The organism is Bacillus sp. X1(2014) (genome assembly GCF_007678255.1).
In genome coordinates, this window is record NZ_VEED01000011.1 from 135,943 (window position 1) to 154,027 (window position 18,085).

Genomic DNA, 18,085 nt, shown 5'->3' on the forward strand with positions numbered 1-18,085 from the left:
ACAGCTCCCTTACCAGTTCACTTTCTTATAATTTTTTTTATTAGTTATTCTTACCATCTTTGATGCTTTATATGTACGGAGCTGACAATCTACTTTCTTAAACAACAAAAAAGCAAATCGATGAACAAGTTTCCTTGCCATCCATTTGCTTTTTAAAGACTGCCTATCATTCTTACTCTAATACCTTATAAAACGTATCCATTGCTTTTTGATTATATTCCTCGGGCCTAAAATTGTCAGGTGTATGGTCAAGTTCATTTTTTGCCAATTGATTGAGTCCTTTTTCTAGCCCCTCAACACTATTATCTACTAATAAGCCATATCTTCCATTTTCCAATACCGTTTGATTCGCAATGATATCAGTGGCTAAAATCTTCATGCCAAGTGTCATCGCTTCCAATAACACCATTGGCTGGCCCTCATAGTGAGACGAAAGCACAAAGCAATCGCATTTTTTCATAATTTGAAACGGATTTTCAACCTGTCCAACTAGGAACACCGACTTTTCCATTTTAAGTTCGCCAATTAGGTTTTCTAAATCCTTCCGGAGCAGCCCTTCCCCTAAAATGTAAAGTTTAGAATTCGGAAACCCTTGATGAAACCTAGCAAAGGCTTTAATTAAATGATCTTGTCCTTTTTCAGGTGATAATCTACCCATATTTATGAAATTATAGTTTTCCTTCACAGTCTCGGGAATGACTGTTTTTTCAGAGATTATTCCGTCATCATCTATCTTGCTTAATGTTAAGATTTTTTCTGTATTAATGGAGTTCATCACGTAATCAAATTTAGATTCATCTGCATAGGCAGACAAGTTCCTTTTATTCAGTTCCATGGTCCCAACCGATACGCTGACCAGTTTATCAAAGCGATGATAGACAGAAAATAGTCCTCGTAAATTAATCCGGTGTGGTTTCCTGCCATTAATGGTTCGTTCACTATCTGACAGCAGATCATTGTGCATATAACAGATTTTTTTCTTGGCATCGACAGCGAGGAGATATTTTGCCCAATATAAACTGTACCCGCTAAAATCGATGACATAATCAAAATGTGACTTTCCAAAAAGTCGTTTTACTTCACGAAGATAACCGTCTTCAGGATAAAGTCTTTTTGTGAGATTGCTATGCGCCCCGCGATTATGCACGAATTTATCACAATAAACTTCATGAATATTAAAGACAGCCAGTCCATTTCGAAAAAGGAATCTTGCTTGTTTATTTACCTTTGCCATATTATGAAGGGCCTCTCTTGACGTAGGTGTTTTCATAAAAATACTCACATCATACTTCGTAAAATCAATGTTATCCATCAGATTAATGAAAGAAGTGGTAATCCCATTGTTCATCATCCCGCCTGGATAAATAAGGATTTTCTTTTTGCCGGTGTCGCAATTTTTGATTACATTTATCGGAGCCTTTTTTCCCTTAAAAATGGATTCAGCGATTCGCTCTGTTACATTCCCATCATCATGATGGGTAAATCTATGTTTTGCATTAAGATAGACTTCTTTATAATCATCACGTACTTTTTCAATATTCTGTACAGCATCTGCCACTTCATTAATCGTAAACAATGTCGGACCTGGCAGCTCGTCATCTGATAAGTATCGTCCCCTTGTTTCATTATAGTCATCGTAATCCCAGACAAAGAAAAGGATGGGATTATCCGTGACGAGAAAATCAAAGAAGATACTAGAATAATCGGTGATTAAGAGATCAATCACACTTAATAATTCATTCGTGTCGACAAAGTCAGGGATTAAAATGTCTTTAATCTCTGTAAATTTTCTAGCCTCCGCAAATAAAAATGGATGGACTTTGATTAATATGTTGTATTCTTTGCTGACCTGTTGTTTTAAATAGGTCATATCCGCAATAATTTGATACATATCATTTTTTGCTTTTGAGACATTGGTCCCTTTCCAGGTAGGTGCATACAGAATCGTTTTTTTGGTCCGATCAATTTTCAACCCAATTTTGGCTAAGTAATCGAAATATGGATTTGCTTCCGTATGGAAGGTAAGGTCCATTCTGGGATAGCCTTCTTCAATAATTTCGCCATTATAAATCCCTTTTAGCTTATAACTGTCAAGGAACATGTTAGTTGTATGTTCATTGGGGCTAATTAAATAGTCGGCACTAAGAAAATTGCGGACAACATTTTGGGAAACGGATGGGTTTCCTGGGATATCAAACCCCATACTTTTCAGCGGAGTTCCATGCCAAGTATTGATATAAATTTGCTCTTGTTTGCGGATAAAAAATGATTGAAAGGTAGAATTGTTGATTAAGTATTTACAAGATGCGAGTGCTTTGAGGTATGCTTTGGAGTTTCGTTTGACGAATGTTACATTATCAAGGTGTTGATATGCAGAAATGATAGTTTCTAAATCTTCGAATTTGCTAATTGACCAAATATGATGATAATCCTTATATTCAGGATTATGCAGTAAGTATTTAAAAATAGCATAGGGGCTATCTGTTAAACTTTTTCCATCGCGGCTTTCATATAAAATGGTTTTGTCATTTACAGTACATCTTTCATAGTACTGTGTATATTGATAATTAATGCGGTGGTTTGACTTGGCAAAATAATGATAAATCGGATTAATGATAAATTTGATCCTTCTTTTCAACACTTTCATATTCATGGTACAACCCCCTATCCGACGAAGCGTTGATGAAAAAATACATATATTTCCTAAAAATTATAGCATATTTTTAAATGCCAAACTATATCAAGAAGGTCCCGTTATAGCTGGTATTTGTTAGCCTGATTGTCGAATTCTGTTTGACTGGAACATTGTACTAACCCAGCCAGTTTACTATAATGGATACAAGACCAATCACAAATACAGTTAAGGGGCAGTTACAACATGCTTTTTTCGATGATCATTCCTGTCTATAATGCAGAAAAATATTTACATGAGGCAATTGAAAGCCTTATTAATCAAACAGTGGACTTTAAACAAAATGTCGAAATTATTTTGGTTGATGACGGCAGTACCGATCAATCAAAGGATATATGTCAAACCTACGTCAGCCAGTATCCTAACAATATTACATATGTCTACCGCGAAAATGCCGGCCCCGGCAGCGCCAGGAATACTGGTCTCAATCATGTTTCAGCGCATTCAGATTACGTTGGCTTCCTAGATGCCGATGATCTCCTGTCCGAGGATTCACTTGAAAAAGTGGGCACTTTTTTTTCTCAGCATGAAGATGTTCAACTAGCAGTGATTCCCCTCTACCATTTTGAACGAATTGATACCCCGCACCGATTGAACTATCGTTTTGAGCAAGGAGACCGGGTGATTAATATTCTTGAGGAGTATACGGGGATTCATTTTCATATTGGCGGATGCTTTTTTAAAGCGAAACATTTCCTTGCTAATCCTGATTTGCGATTTGAAACCGATATCAAATTTTGGGAGGATGCTCTCTTTATCAATACCTTTTTACTTGAACACAAGCAATACGGGGTAGTCTCAGAAGCAAAATATCATTACCGCCGACGTGTCGATGAGGATTCACTCGTTAGTAACGCTTGGTATCAAAAATCACGGTACACGAAAATGATTAGACGCTGCTATTTAACATTGATTAACGAATCAAGGAGTCACTATAACGAGATCCTCCCATATGTGCAGTTCTTAATCACGTATCATATACGGTTGTACCTTTTTCCTAAAAACAATCCTATTATCTATGAGGTATTATCCAAAGAAGAACAAGACGAGTTTTTTGAGGAATTTGTTCAGTTGATTCAACTGTTTGATAAGAAATACATCAAAGAACAGGACATGCCCTTTTATTATAAAACCTATTTGTTAAACCTAAGTGAAAATGGCTGGCCGTACAAAGAAAATATAAGTCCCAAGAAGATTGAAAAACAAAAGGTTGTAATAACTGAATGTCATCACCGTGTATTAAAGTGGACAATAAAAGGTCACTTCATGAATAAAGTCTATTTTATGAAGGAAAATGATCGGCTGTTTATCCAAGCGAAAGACAAGATCACGTATTTGCCAAAAGCCGAACTTCCAGGAAAACTGCGAATCATCTGGGGAACCGTCGTCCGAAACTACGAGCATGCCGGTTTTGAAACCACTTTACCCTTCTATACGAGTAAATTTCAATTCGGCCTAGAAACCGAATCCGGCAGAAAATACATGTTAAACGAAGTAAATTTGAAAGAAGTAGAGTTGGATTAATAGTAAAAAGGGTGAATCCAAAATGGATCCACCCTTTTTTCATTATTGATAGACAGGAACATCATAGAGCAATGTGAATTGTGTTAACGTACTTAACATCTGTGCCATTCTCGTTGTTTGTTTTATAGCCCAGCCAATATCTGTTGCATATTGATGGGATGCATAACCATAGGTATCCATCGCTTCTGGATTCCAGCGCATTTTATAGAGGGTGTCTTGCCCTGCATGAATGTAATTTTCAGCAGCAAATTTTGCACCGCCTATGATCGCTTTCTCGACAGTCGTCCATCCCTGTTCATAGGCGAACTTGGCACCATAGTAATCTGGATTGCTGTCATAGGCACCGACACCATAGACATTATAGACCGTTACACCATTCACTTTTATCCCCGTGGCTAGATTGCTTTTACCATTACCAGTTTCTAAGAGCGAATGACTAATGAGGTAGATTTCATTAATATGGTAGGTTTGTGCCGCTATGATATAAGAACTTCCCTTACCAGCTAAAACCCCTTTTCCATAAAGAATTCGGTTATTCAACTCGGTTGCATTTGTCCCCGCTGGATGCGACAAGATTAAGAATTGCAAATAAGTATCCGAATTGGAACCAAAATTCAGCGGATTCAAATAATATTCAATTTCTGAGGTCGTTGCGGACAACCACTCTGCATCCCTATCGGTTACAGGCGAAGCATTCTTTTGCATATTTACCGCTTGATCTAAAGTCAAATCATAGACCGTTTTTCGTTGTTCACCAATATCTGACTTGTTAATATAGCAGATCACAACTTTTCCATTTACCGTAGAATAGGATTTATACCAGTGTTCACTATAGTTATAAAATTTTAGTATCATATTCTTCGGATAATCTCTTAGAATCTTCGAATCTCTCGAAGGCAATGAATAAACATGAGTAGATGATCTTAATGTCAGCCCTTGTAAAGTAGTATTCGAGAAGGTAGCTTGCTCTAGATCGTCCTTATGAATATAAACCGTCTGAACAGTCCCATTTACTGTTACATACGACTTTTTCCAATGAGTTGTATACGAATAATATTTCAAAATGGTGCCTGGTTTATAGCTTTTCAATACTTTCGCATCCCTTGATAGAGAAGCGTATAATTTGGTAGGATTTACAAGCGCAATTCCTTCCTCTTTTTCTGATTGATTAACTAGCTGGTCCACTTCATCCTTTGCAAGATAGACAACAGTTGGGACCCCATTATAAGTCACTGTTGACTTATACCATTTTGATGAATAAGTGTAATACAATAACTTTGCGCCGGAGCGATAGGTTTTTAAAACCTTTGACCCCTTCACTGGAGCAGAGTACATGTTTGTTGGATTTGCTACCGCAATCCCCGATTGTTTAACTGGATTCGTTATCGGTTTTTCAACATCGTCTTTATGAATATAAATCGTACGGATCTGTCCATTCACAGATACGGCTGATTTATACCAATCAGATGTATAGGTATAAAAAGAAAGATAGGAATCTTCTGCAAATGTTCGTAGTACTTGAGCATTTCTTGATGGTGAGGCGTACAAATTAGTAGGATTCTTTTCAGCAAAACCTTGTTGTTTAACTGGATTAGCAATAACCTGCTCGACATCATCCTTGTTAATGTAGACGGATTGCAGCACACCATTAACATTCACGCTTGATTTATACCAACCTGATGTATAGGTATAATATTTTAATAGAGAGCCTTCGCTATAAATTCTTACAACTTTTGAACTTCTCATTGGTGAGGCGTACAAATTAGTTTCTGCCTTTATTGCAATTCCCTCTTGTTTTTCAGGATTGTTGTCAGCTTGTTCAATATCATCCTTATGGATATAAACGGTTTGATATTTACCATCGACATTCACACTCGTTCTATACCATTGTGATGTATAAGAATAATAGAGTAAGAATGAACCCTGGCGGTAGGATTTTACCACATCAGACGTTTTTGCTGGTGAGAAGTATAAATTGGTCGGATCCTTTAACGCAATCCCTTCAGATTTAACCGGGGTTGAAGTGATTAAATCAATCTCACTTTTTTGGATATAACCTAACTGATTGGTGCCTTCAACATTGGATGTGGTAACATACCAATCAGCTGAAAAATCATACACTTTTACAGAAGTACCTTCCATATACGATTTAATGGGGGTAGAATCTGTAGATGCTTCTCCATACACAACAGTCTCAGGCTGAATGGTGATCCCCGTAAGCTCGACCTCAACAGTCGCCATTACAGCAGCCTTAGTCATATTGTTTTTTTCTATCATCGCATTTGAATCTAACTGATCTTTCTCAACTGTAGTTGTTGTTTTTTCAGTAACTGCTTCGTTCTCAACGGCCGTAGATGATTCCTCAGCTTCTGTTTTCTTTTCAACATCAGCTGCTGTATCCTCCGTAACTGGATCCTTCTCAACCGTAGCCGCTGTATCCTCTGTAACTGGATCCTTTTCAACCGCAGCCGCTGTATCCCCCGTAACTGGATCCTTTTCAACCGTAGCCGTTGAATCATGTTCCGTATCGACAGCAGTTATTGCTGCCTCCGTCGCACTCCCCTCTGCAAACGCAGGTAAAGGGCTCATTGTTGTGAACAATAAGCCTGCGATAGCGGCATGCCCAACAATTTTTCTAACCTTCTCCATAATACCTCCCTAAAAGTGGTAAATAATTTTTTAAGAGACCGAATGTCCCTTCAGTCCTCTACAAAGTTTGACCTTGAAATGAGAATCCTCGTGTTCTCTATAAATCTAGCAAAATCTAAATGTAAAACTTCAAGAACATATTTCAGTAGACGAACTAATTTCTATTGTAACAATATAGTTATATAATTTTAATCTATTTTTACAAATTACGACAAATTACTTATACCAAAAACGACAATTTATGGGGCTTTTATATTAGAGTCGCAAAAATAAAGAGCTATTCCCAAATTGGAAAATAGCTCTTTTGAATCTTGCCCTAGATTATTTATTTATATTTTTAGGTTGATTTATTTGGCGAATCGCATCATAAACCCGTTTACAGTTATCTTGATCCGTAAAAGAGTAAAATTGATTCACTCGTTCTTGGAACGGTGCTTCCATTTGGCAATTCTGATTCATATATTGAATAATTCTGTCTGCCACCTGCTCACTTTCGGTCAAGACATCACCAAACCCCATCGTTTGATAATCAAAATAACCTTCTGCCAGATGGTTCATTCCAAATTGATAATAAACTACCGGTTTCTTTAAATAAGCAAAATCAAAGGCAACCGAGGAAAAATCCGTGACCAGTAAACTGGATTGATTAAAATTATCACGATAACTGTTATTCATGTCCGCCACTTCAATCGAATCATCAATCTGATAATCCTTCAACTGCTGTCTGATATTAGGGTGTGGGAAAAAGACAATCTTATAACCCTTTTCCTTTGCTGCATTTAATAACTTATCATTGTTCAGCAGATCATTAAAGGCTTTAAAGTACTCTGATTCCTTAAAAACAGGATTATATTCGCGCGTTCCAGTGATTGGATTTAGCTTTGCTACCAAATCGCTGCGCCATGTCGGCATGATGAGAATCCGCTTCTTATCATCATTTTGCAATTTATCAAAGCGCGGAAACCCAGATAATAAGACCTCATTTTCCGTGTAATCATAATGACCATTTACAATCGAATCGTATTCTTGGTTGGCCGCCGTGATAAATAAACGAATATTCTTTTTATATTTATTTAACCAACTCGAAATATCGTCCTTAGTGATGCCGTGTTGCAGGAAAATAAAATCATATGTAAATAAATCCTTAAGGTACTTTTTCATTTTCCCAAATGGATTGACAATAAACTCATCGGCATGAGAGGAAATCAATTTGTCAGCCAGTAATAAATAACGTTTATGCTGGCGCGACCCATACGGAATAACATTGCCAATCTTTTGAAGGCGTTTAAAATCTTCACTATCTTGATTTATAACGAAGTATTTCTGAATACCGTCTTGTTGCTTTGTCGCATATTCAAACAAGACTTCCGCATTATCATCGGCTTTGTTTACTCGGTCCATAAATAACCAGATGGGCTTCTTTTGAAAGAAATGCTTTTGGAGTAAATGATCTAACCTGACCATTAATGCCTTTCTAGAGCCTGGTTTATTCATTTTATATAAAGTTTTAAGAACAGCAATTTCTTTCCCGCGGATTAATGTAAATTCGCTTTTTCTAACCAGGAATTGCTTCTTCTTTTTTTGATAAGTAACTACGTATCCATTTTTATTAAAATAAGAATAACTATTATCTTTTAAATGGCTTTGCCCGCTAAATAACACATCTAACTTTACTTTGCTCTCCTGAACGATCGCATAAAAAGTAATTTTTAGTGATTTACTCTGTTTTCCTATTTTAGCTAATGGAAAGTTGAATTTAATCCCTATGGCCTTTTTTATGTTTTTCCCAAAGACATTAATATCTTTATAAAAACGTTCGACAATATGAGCCTCAATCATTTCGCCATTAACGGCAGCAACAATTTTTGTATCACTATTTTCAAAAAGGGAAGTAAAATGACCTTCTATAAAAAGCTGCTTACTTTCAATATTGATTAACTCTACCGCAAATTGATGCTGGTCCAAAGCATCCATGACCTGATCGCCGTGTAATAAGACCGCATTATTAGGTGAATGGAATGGTTGGTAAAAATCAGCAGAATCCTGACCGGACTTAATTCGTAACAAATAATTTTTCCGATACATATTTAAATGCTTTTGTTCCAGAATGATATCATCATCGATATAACTTAGCAGGTCTCTAAGCTTTTTGAGGAACTTTTCCGTTTCTTCTGCAGTCATGAGTACATTTAAATCATTATTATTAAGACGCCACTGCAAATCATACATAATCATGTATTGGAAATATTTAGGGACAAACCCTAAAATCTCCAGTGACATATTAATAAACGTAAACGAAAAGTTCTTCAAACTGTGTAAATAATAATCCTTATCCTGTAAGGCCTGCTGGGTTGCAGAAGTATTGGTGCTTCGTTTACGGTAATGGTATTTAGCCTTTTTTACAACACCATATTCACACTTCTTTAAAATAATCCGATTTAACCATTCTGCATCTTCCCCATATTTTAGGGTTTCTTTAAATCTTTGCTCACCAATTGCCGTCCTTCGAACAAACGAACTTGATGCAGACATTTGAATAAAGCGATGGTCCTTTAGAATATTGATGATTTTATTGGATGCGTATTTATAGTTAAGTAGATGCTCACCTTTAGCTTGGTCAAACCAAAAGATGGGTATGGAAACAACATCGATGTCTTTGCCTTGCTTTTCAAAAAAGTTATAGACCTTTTCTAAGGCATTTAATGATAATTTATCATCTGGATCGAGGAAGTTAACATATTTCCCCTTTGCCGCCTCTAACCCCGCATTACGCGCACTACTTACCCCTTGGTTTTCTTGATCAATAAAGACAATATTATTCGGATACTTTTTTTGAAACTTTTTACATAGTTTCCCGCTTTCATCTATGCTTCCATCGTTAATCAAAATCAATTGAATATGCCTGTCGAAGTTTAACGTTTGGTTAATAATACTTTCGACAGCTTCTTTTAAATAATCTTCAACATTATACACCGCCATAATGATCGAAAAATAAAAATCATTATAGGACCGATTTTCTAGCTCCAAATTTACTACCTCCGAAAGAATAGATTAGAAAAAGGGCAAACATCAAGTTTACTGATTTTCACCCTGCCCTGGATGTTTAAAATTTGTTAATGCAGGGGTTACAAATATTGAGTTGATATTATATAGCAGGACAATTTGGTCAATATTGTTTTTCTCCACATATTTTTCGATGGGCATTTTATTGTAATGACGTAGATCTAATACATGCGTTTCTTTATAGTGTGGAACAAGAAATTGAATAAATGCATTGGCATAAGAATCCTTGATCACTAATACCTTTTTTCCGTTTGTTTTATTAGGATTGGTAATTAACAATTGAGCGTAATCCCCACCTAAATAAGCTTGATAACGGTTGGTGTAGGGATCTTCCATTGTTAAAAAATCCATATTATATAATCCACTTCTTGTGCGATTTCCCCATTTCGTCGTAAACGGCTGATCTTTTTCTTTCAGCTGAGCCACTAAAATCGTATCAGTCTTCTTAGCATTGGCACTTGTTGTTTTCCGAGCATCGGAACCCAAAAACGGTTTTCCAGATAAGTTCCATGTGTAATCGTTATATTGGTAAACCTGGTTATCGGTTTGCTCATTTGCATTAATCTCCGACATGACATTTTGATACGCATAAAAGGCAGCTTTTGCCTGCCAATGATGGTCTGAATAGAAAAACATATAGTCTTCTTTCATATGCTTAGCCAGGGCGCTGCGGGAGTCAATCGGATGGGACGCTTTCCCAAGCTCTTTATAAAGAAGGTTCATATTTTTTTGACCAAAGCTTGGAAAATAGGCAGGAAATTTATCCTCCATCATGGTTGATTTATTCGGCATTAATGCGGTATACACACTGATGTTCTTTTTAGCAAGGTTTGTCGCAAGTTCATTAATTCTGGCCGCTGTTTGTTTCGCATCAGCAGGGGTGACCTCAGCAATTTGTGATAACAAATACCCATCATCCGCCACATAGACATCCTCAATTATATTTTGTCTGAAGAAATTCTTATTAATTAAGGCGTTCGTTTCAATAAATGAATCACGCATCGGAAATTGATCATTGTAATACTGCTCAAACCGCTTGGAATACTCCCCAGTAAGTAAATTATCCTTATTTAAATCTGGCCTTTGCGCTAGCTTTCGATTTTCTAGTAACGACATAGACTTCGATGGGGTCACAAATGTAAAGATTAAGAAACCGAAGATCGTTAACAGAAAAATAGCTATGACGGCGAGGCCTTGTACATTAGCTTTTTTCATAATTCCCTCCATACTCATTAAAACCGGAAATAAATAAATGGATTGAAGGTGGACGATACCACGCTAACAAGCGTTAAAAAGAAAATAACAGCATAACTTGCTGTGACCACAAAATCTCTGCCGCTGGCGATTCCTGTTGTCCCCGGTTTTATAGCTTTGTCTTTGAGAACTTGGAATACAGGCGTGGCCGCAATCATAGCAATCAATAGGACGATTCCATATTGGGATAGATAAAAGCTTGCCTGCTGGTCCCAAATCGGGTTGCCGTTCGCAAAAAACATCACTTTTAAATAATTAAACCCATACGTAAATGTCTCGGCACGGAAGAATACCCACCCTATCAACACGGCAATAAGGGCGTAAAGATGTTGGAATACCCTTGGAATACTTTTGATCCATTTCAATAAAAATGCTTTTTCTAACATAATTAACACTCCGTAATAAACACCCCAGGCGATGAACGTCCATGCGGCACCATGCCAAATCCCGGTCGCTAGCCAGACAATGAACAAATTACGGTAGGTTTTATATGTTCCACCGCGGTTTCCACCTAAAGGAATATATAAATAATCCTTAAACCAGGTACTTAAGGAGATATGCCATCTTCTCCAAAATTCCGTTGCGGAACGCGAAATATACGGATAATTAAAGTTCTCAAGAAAATCAAAGCCAAACATTCTGCCTAAACCGATTGCCATATCGGAGTATCCCGAAAAGTCAAAGTAGATTTGTAATGAATAAGCAATGATACCAATCCACGCCATCCCCACCGACATTTCACCTGCAGGCATAGAAAACACTTGGTCGGCGACCCAGCCGCAATTATTGGCTAGAATCATTTTCTTAGCTAAGCCAATGATAAATCGTTTCGTCCCATACGCAAATTTCGATAATGATTCTTTCCGTTCATCGATTTGGTGAGCCACTGTGACATAGCGGACAATCGGCCCGGCAATCAGCTGTGGAAACAACGCCTTATACATTGCCATGTTGATGAGATTTTTTTGCGCTTTCGCATCTTTTCTGTACACATCAATCACATAGCTTAGTCCCTGAAAGGTAAAAAAGGAGATTCCTAACGGGAAAGGGATATTTCCTAATTCAATCGTTGTTCCAAACAGTTCATTAATGTTATCGACAATAAAATTGGCGTATTTGAAAACAATCAAAATGGAAAGGTTCGCAAAAATAGTTACCCCCATTACCCACTTAACCAAGACATGTTTTTCCCTATTTTGATCAACTAACAGGGCAAAAACATAATTAAGTACAATGGAGAGAAACAAAAATAACACAAACTTTGGTTCACCCCAGGCATAAAAGAACAAACTCGCCAAAAGTAAGATAGTGTTCCTTAACTTCCGGGGGGCCAAAAAATATAAAGTTAACGTGAGAGGCAAAAATAAAAATAAAAATACGGTTGAACTAAATAGCACGATTTTTATCCTCCGTAATTCTCTGATTGTTTTTGAACGGATGGGTCCTCACCCAGCAGGACTCTTTTGACTACCTTCTCCGTGGATTTCCCATCATGCCAGCTGCAGAATCGTTCATAAAATGCAGCGTATCTATCAGAGTACTGCTCATTTATCTCATCAATGTTTGCAATTGCATCAATGACGGCATCACTTGTCCGCAGCAATGGTCCTGGGCCTTCATTTTCAAAATCCAGATAGAACCCTCTTAATTGGTCCCGATACTTATCCAGGTCATACGTAAAGAATAAAATCGGGCGCTTAAGATTGGCGTAATCAAAAAATACAGAAGAATAATCAGTGATAAGAATATCCGAAATCAGGTATAATTCAGCAATATCATCATACTTTGAAAGATTGAATGCAAAACCATCCAAGCCGTCCACATTAATATCATCCGCAATAAAATAGTGCATCCTTAGTGCGACCACATAGTCATCCCCAAGAGTTTCCTTCATTTTATGTAAATCCAGCTGCAGTTGAAATTTATATTTGCCAGGCTCATAAAAGTCATCGTCCCGCCAAGTTGGTGCGTATAGTACTACCTTTTTGTTGTCAGGTATTCCAATGTTTTTCTTTACTCTTGCCACAATTTCTTCTTTTTGTGGTGAGTAAAGAATATCATTTCTTGGGTAGCCGAACTCCAGCATTTCGTTATCAAACTTAAAGGCGCTTCGAAAGATTTCCGAAGAATAGCGGTTCGGCGATAATAAATAATCCCAGGCACGTGACTGCATATAGAAATCCCGCTTATATCTTGGATTGGCCGAATAGACATCCTTCATATCAAAAACCAATTTTTTAAGCGGGGTACCATGCCAGGTTTCTAAAAAGACATTTCCCTCGCGTTTAACAAGATGCAGCGGCTGCCGCATATTATTAATCCAGTATTTCGATACCGCAAAATAGTAGTAATAGGCAAGGCTGAATCGTTTTACAATTTTTGCATTCCCTGGGATTTGACGATGTTTATCATTAAATACCCAGATACATTTATAATCAAGATTGTTTTCAATGATATATTCGTAAATATTACGGGGACTATCCGAATAGTTTTTTCCTAAGAAACTTTCAAAAATAATGTAATTATCTTTCATCGGGAATCTTAAGAAAAATTTATTATAGATGTACCTTTTAAGCCTAGTGAACCCTTTTATCGCATTTTTAAAATCCCTTGCTTCAACATGGAATCTATATCCTTTGATGAATTTATTTTTATTTCCAGCCCGTAACTGGTTGACTTCCCTTTTAATATGACTAGGCTGAGAAGCAATGCTCGCTGGATTAAGTATTTTCATCGCGGACGACAATAAGTGAAAGAATTCATCTAGGTGTTTTTGATCTTTAAAGATATTAATAACCTGGCGTCGATAAAACCTGAGAAGCAGCCCGTCCAAATATTCCTTAACTGGTTGAGACGTTCCATACTGCTGATTCATTTCCATATAGACTTTAATAAAATCACGGGTTCTCTCTTGAATAGAACGTTGAACGAGACTCGGATTAGAAATCGGATCATTACGAACCCGTTGAAAATATGTACGGATATTTAAGCTTGGTAAACTTTTGACGTATAAGAGAAACGGGATGATCCCTGATATATCTGTGGCGCCTTCCGTTCCCACATAAAAGCGAACCATATGTTCTTTGATAAAACTGCTCCGAATCAATACATTTAAAATACTTCCGCTATGGAATATTTTTTGACTTGGTTTAGGGGTCACGATGACTTCTGACGGCTGTGGAACCTCTAAATCCGTTGGCCTCAATAATCGCTTGGTTCTCCCTGCAATTGCGGGTGCTTCTTCAATATGAGCCAAAAGGATTTCAATCGCTTTTTCTGCTAGGATGTCTTCACTATCTAGAAAAAATACAAACTCCCCTGTCGCAGAACTCAAGCCTTTATTCCGTGAGTAGGCTACTCCCTGTTTCGATTCATTTTTTAAATAGACAATTCTTTTGTCGTCTTGCAACGTTTCGATGTATCCTGTATTTTCTGCATCCGAACCATCATTTATGATAATAATCTCCAAATTCATGTAGGTTTGTGATAATACGGAATTTAAACAGTCTCCGATGAATTCCATGGAGTTATAATACGGGATTATGATTGATACCGTCGCTTTTTGTTTAGTATTCATACTTTTTCTGTCACACTCCCTGAAATTTCGACAATATTCCTATTAGATTTTAACAATTAATCATTGTTATGTATAGAATTTGTTAATTTATACAATTTTATCTGTTCCTAAGATGATTTGTGTTATGAAAATAATAGAAAATCAAGTAAAATGATTGGGGACATACTGTAGATAGACACCATAAGGAGAAGGACCAACATATGAGAAAGTATTACTTAGATTGGCTGCGTGTTTATGCCATTATTGCAGTCGTAATGATTCATGTTAGTGCTGGCGTTGTTTTAATTAACCTTTTTAAGCATAACTCTAGCTTTTTTCTGGCTGGAAATCTGTATGAAACACTTTCACGCTATGCCGTTCCCATTTTTTTCATGATTAGCGGTGCCCTCATGTTGGGTAAACGAGAGGAAATAAAGATAAAAGGATTTTTGATGAAAAGGACAAGTAAAATTTTAGTCCCTTTGGTCTTTTGGAGTATTTTTTATTATATATACAAAGTATCTAAGGGAACCTTTGAGTTTTCTGTGCCTCACTTTTTCCGTTATTTATTAACAGATCAAATTAACTACCATTTATGGTTTATGTATGTGATTTTAGGTCTATATTTGATTACACCTATTCTTGCAATTTTCATCAAAAATGCCAAACGGGTAGAAATTGAATACTTTTTACTGTTATGGGGAATCGCAACAGTGATAAGTGCATTTGTAGGGTATTTCTTCGGATTTACCTATAAATTAGAACTGAACCATGTCGCTGGAAGTATTGGATTTTTTGTGCTGGGCTATTACCTTGATCATTATGATTTCACAAAAAGAGCAAACCGAAGTATATACATAGCAGGTTTAATCGGGTTCGTGCTGACCTTTGTCTTAACCCATTGGTATACAAAAAATAACAATGGCCAACTTGATACGTACTGGTATTCCAACTTTGCGCCTAATGTCGTGTTGGTTTCCATGGCGATCTTTTTAGGAATGAAGTCGCTGAATATAAGGAAGGCGCTTCCTCCAGTGCTTAATTTACTCAGCATCTATAGTTTTGGAATCTATCTTGTCCATGCGTTAATTATCTACTTACTTAAGGATTACTCACTGTACCTTGATAGTAATCAGAATCACCCATTGATATCCGTACCAATTAATATTGTCGTGATCCTCACAATAAGCACGCTTGTAGTATATATCATTAAAAAGATTCCATTGCTAAATAAGCTTATACCCTAACCACATCAAAAAGGCTGCACATGGCAGCCTTTTTCGTTTGAACTATTGTTTTCTAATTTAAATATCTTCTACCGGTAAGATTACAATCTTTTGTCTTTCCAAAAATTCTTCACAATATGTTTTTGCGGATTATAGACTTCTAGTGTATAACCTTCTTTGCGAAGGTAATCAATAATAATTGGAAGCTGCTGGGCTGTTCCTTTTGAATCATGGAACAGGATTACGATTGGTCCTTTTTTACCTTTGAGACCTGATTTAACTCTTGATGTAATCGTCTTGGGACTTGTTCGATTATATTTCCAATCAAGTGTATCAATGTCCCAGTCCCACATCTTAAAGCCCTTTTTTGCTAATGCATCCCGTAATGGTTTCTTCATATAGGGTTTGCTTCCATAAGGCGCGCGGGTTAACAAACTATTAAACTTTGAAACTCTTAATAAAGTTTGCCGTGTTTTTTCCATTTCAACTGCAACATTTTTAGAGCTGCCGTGATATAATTTTTGAACACTGTGGGAAACACTATGTAATGCTGGATAATTTCCTTCTTTAATCATCCTCTTAACGGTTTTCGGATTCCGTTTAATATTACCTTCAATCATAAAAAAGGTCGCATGCGCTTGTTTCTTTTTCAAAATATCAAGTATTCTAGGCGTGTATTTATTTGGTCCATCATCAAAAGTCAGATAAACAACCTTACTAGCTTTTTTTTCGTTTGCGTATGTTTTATTTGTTGAAAAAAAGCAGGAACTAAGTAGCAGCAACATCGCTAGAATGACTGTGGTTGTTTTTTTTAACATATCTTTTTTCCCCCTCTAAAATAAAAAACTCTAAATCTTCTATTCTAAGATATGCAATTGACGCTTTTCCTTAAGTCTCGTGCAAAAGAAAAATCCTCAATGATGAATAATCCTGCATTATTCCAAACAACCTATGGATAAAATTAGATCGTTTTCCTGAGGTGAATGATATATGGAAGATAAACCATTTATTTTTTCTAGAAATATGACCGCGATTGCAAAGGGACTTGCCATCACTTTAATGGTATATCACCATTTATTTGCTTTTCCGAACCGTATTGCTGCTGTCGATTACAAACCGATTATGATGGTTGATAACTTGCCCTTAGACCAGCTCATTGGTCAATTTGGAAAATTATGTGTGGCTATTTTCCTGTTTTTAAGTGGGTTGGGTCTTTATAAAAGCTTCGAATCAAAAAAACATTTTACCTTTCGTCAGGGGTTTATAAGAGCAATCAACTTTTTCACCATTTATTGGCTTGTCTTTTTTATTTTCATTCCGATTGGGCTCAAATATTTTGATGATACGGTAAGGTATGCGTGGAATCCTAAACTTTTTATTTATAATTTATTCGCCCTTATTCATACCTATAATGGCGAGTGGTGGTTCATATCTGTTTATATTGAATTGGTCCTGTTTTTCCCGCTCATCATAAAATTGATTGAAAAATGGCCCGTACTGACAAGTTACCTCTCATTTATTTGCCTGTTTCTTGCAGCGTTCTTTCAACATGTTGATGATTTTTTTCCTACACTGGAACTAGCACAAATTGCTATTAATCATCTAAGTACGTTATTCACGTGGCAAATCATGTTCATTACCGGAATCTACTTTTCCAAATACTCGTTATTTGTAAAGATGAATACTTTTTTCTCGAAAATTCACTTAAATAATAAAATTGTGTTTTTACTGCTGCTTGTCCTCTGCTTTTATATACGACAATACACATACCCATTTATTATTAAAACCAGAGGTCCTGAAATAGCTGGAATCTATAACTACTCAGATTTTATTCTTTCACCCATCGTAATCTTTTCTTTTGTTAAGCTCGTTCAAAATATCACCATTCTAGAGAGGTTATTTCTTCTATTAGGGAAACACTCAACGATTATTTGGCTGACACATACCTTTTTTATTTATTACTTTTTTCAAGAAATGAGCTTTGCACCTTACTATTCCACTCTAATCGTGATTTGGGTGTTTATCTTAACCATCATGGTTTCAATCGGAATTAACTTCCTAATCCGTCTGGCTCATATTCCATTTTTCAAAAGAACGAGGATGGGAACGTCATAATAATAG

10 protein-coding genes are annotated in these 18,085 nt (G+C 36.5%); 3 read left to right on the forward strand and 7 right to left on the reverse strand.

Annotated elements, in window-relative coordinates; translation table 11 throughout:
• Positions 1–172 precede the first annotated feature (172 nt).
• Positions 173–2,653 (reverse strand): glycosyltransferase, encoded by a 2,481-nt coding sequence (locus FS608_RS19560; protein ID WP_144554152.1) that lies wholly within the window; start codon positions 2,651–2,653, stop codon positions 173–175.
• A 225-nt stretch (positions 2,654–2,878) separates the two neighbouring features.
• On the opposite strand from FS608_RS19560, the gene FS608_RS19565 reads away from it, so the two are divergent.
• Positions 2,879–4,216: a glycosyltransferase family 2 protein gene (locus tag FS608_RS19565; protein WP_144554154.1), complete on the forward strand. Its 1,338-nt coding sequence runs from the start codon at positions 2,879–2,881 to the stop codon at positions 4,214–4,216.
• Positions 4,217–4,258: 42 nt separating this feature from the next.
• Here the strand turns inward: FS608_RS19565 and FS608_RS19570 are convergent, their stop codons facing one another.
• The 5 genes from FS608_RS19570 to FS608_RS30430 form a co-directional block, all read right to left on the reverse strand.
• Positions 4,259–6,865: a glucosaminidase domain-containing protein gene (locus FS608_RS19570; RefSeq protein WP_144554156.1), complete on the reverse strand. Its 2,607-nt coding sequence runs from the start codon at positions 6,863–6,865 to the stop codon at positions 4,259–4,261.
• Between the two features lie 321 nt (positions 6,866–7,186).
• Positions 7,187–9,892, reverse strand: coding sequence for a bifunctional glycosyltransferase/CDP-glycerol:glycerophosphate glycerophosphotransferase (locus FS608_RS19575; protein ID WP_260871744.1), 2,706 nt, complete (start codon positions 9,890–9,892; stop codon positions 7,187–7,189).
• A gap of 48 nt (positions 9,893–9,940) precedes the next feature.
• The gene (locus tag FS608_RS19580) at positions 9,941–11,143 is read right to left on the reverse strand and encodes a DHHW family protein (RefSeq protein WP_186328819.1); all 1,203 of its coding nucleotides are present in this window, start codon (positions 11,141–11,143) and stop codon (positions 9,941–9,943) included.
• 17 nt (positions 11,144–11,160) lie between these two features.
• On the reverse strand, positions 11,161–12,579 hold the full coding sequence (locus FS608_RS30425; RefSeq protein ID WP_186328820.1) for an MBOAT family O-acyltransferase: 1,419 nt from the start codon (positions 12,577–12,579) through the stop codon (positions 11,161–11,163).
• A 5-nt stretch (positions 12,580–12,584) separates the two neighbouring features.
• The gene (locus FS608_RS30430; protein ID WP_186328821.1) at positions 12,585–14,759 is read right to left on the reverse strand and encodes a bifunctional glycosyltransferase/CDP-glycerol:glycerophosphate glycerophosphotransferase; all 2,175 of its coding nucleotides are present in this window, start codon (positions 14,757–14,759) and stop codon (positions 12,585–12,587) included.
• Positions 14,760–14,959: 200 nt separating this feature from the next.
• Here FS608_RS30430 and FS608_RS19590 point away from each other — a divergent pair, with 200 nt between their 5' ends.
• Positions 14,960–15,985 (forward strand): acyltransferase, encoded by a 1,026-nt coding sequence (locus tag FS608_RS19590; RefSeq protein WP_144554160.1) that lies wholly within the window; start codon positions 14,960–14,962, stop codon positions 15,983–15,985.
• Positions 15,986–16,065: 80 nt separating this feature from the next.
• Here the strand turns inward: FS608_RS19590 and FS608_RS19595 are convergent, their stop codons facing one another.
• On the reverse strand, positions 16,066–16,782 hold the full coding sequence (locus tag FS608_RS19595) for a polysaccharide deacetylase family protein (RefSeq protein WP_144554162.1): 717 nt from the start codon (positions 16,780–16,782) through the stop codon (positions 16,066–16,068).
• Positions 16,783–16,954: 172 nt separating this feature from the next.
• Here FS608_RS19595 and FS608_RS19600 point away from each other — a divergent pair, with 172 nt between their 5' ends.
• On the forward strand, positions 16,955–18,079 hold the full coding sequence (locus tag FS608_RS19600) for an acyltransferase family protein (RefSeq protein WP_144554164.1): 1,125 nt from the start codon (positions 16,955–16,957) through the stop codon (positions 18,077–18,079).
• The last annotated feature ends 6 nt before the right edge of the window (positions 18,080–18,085 follow it).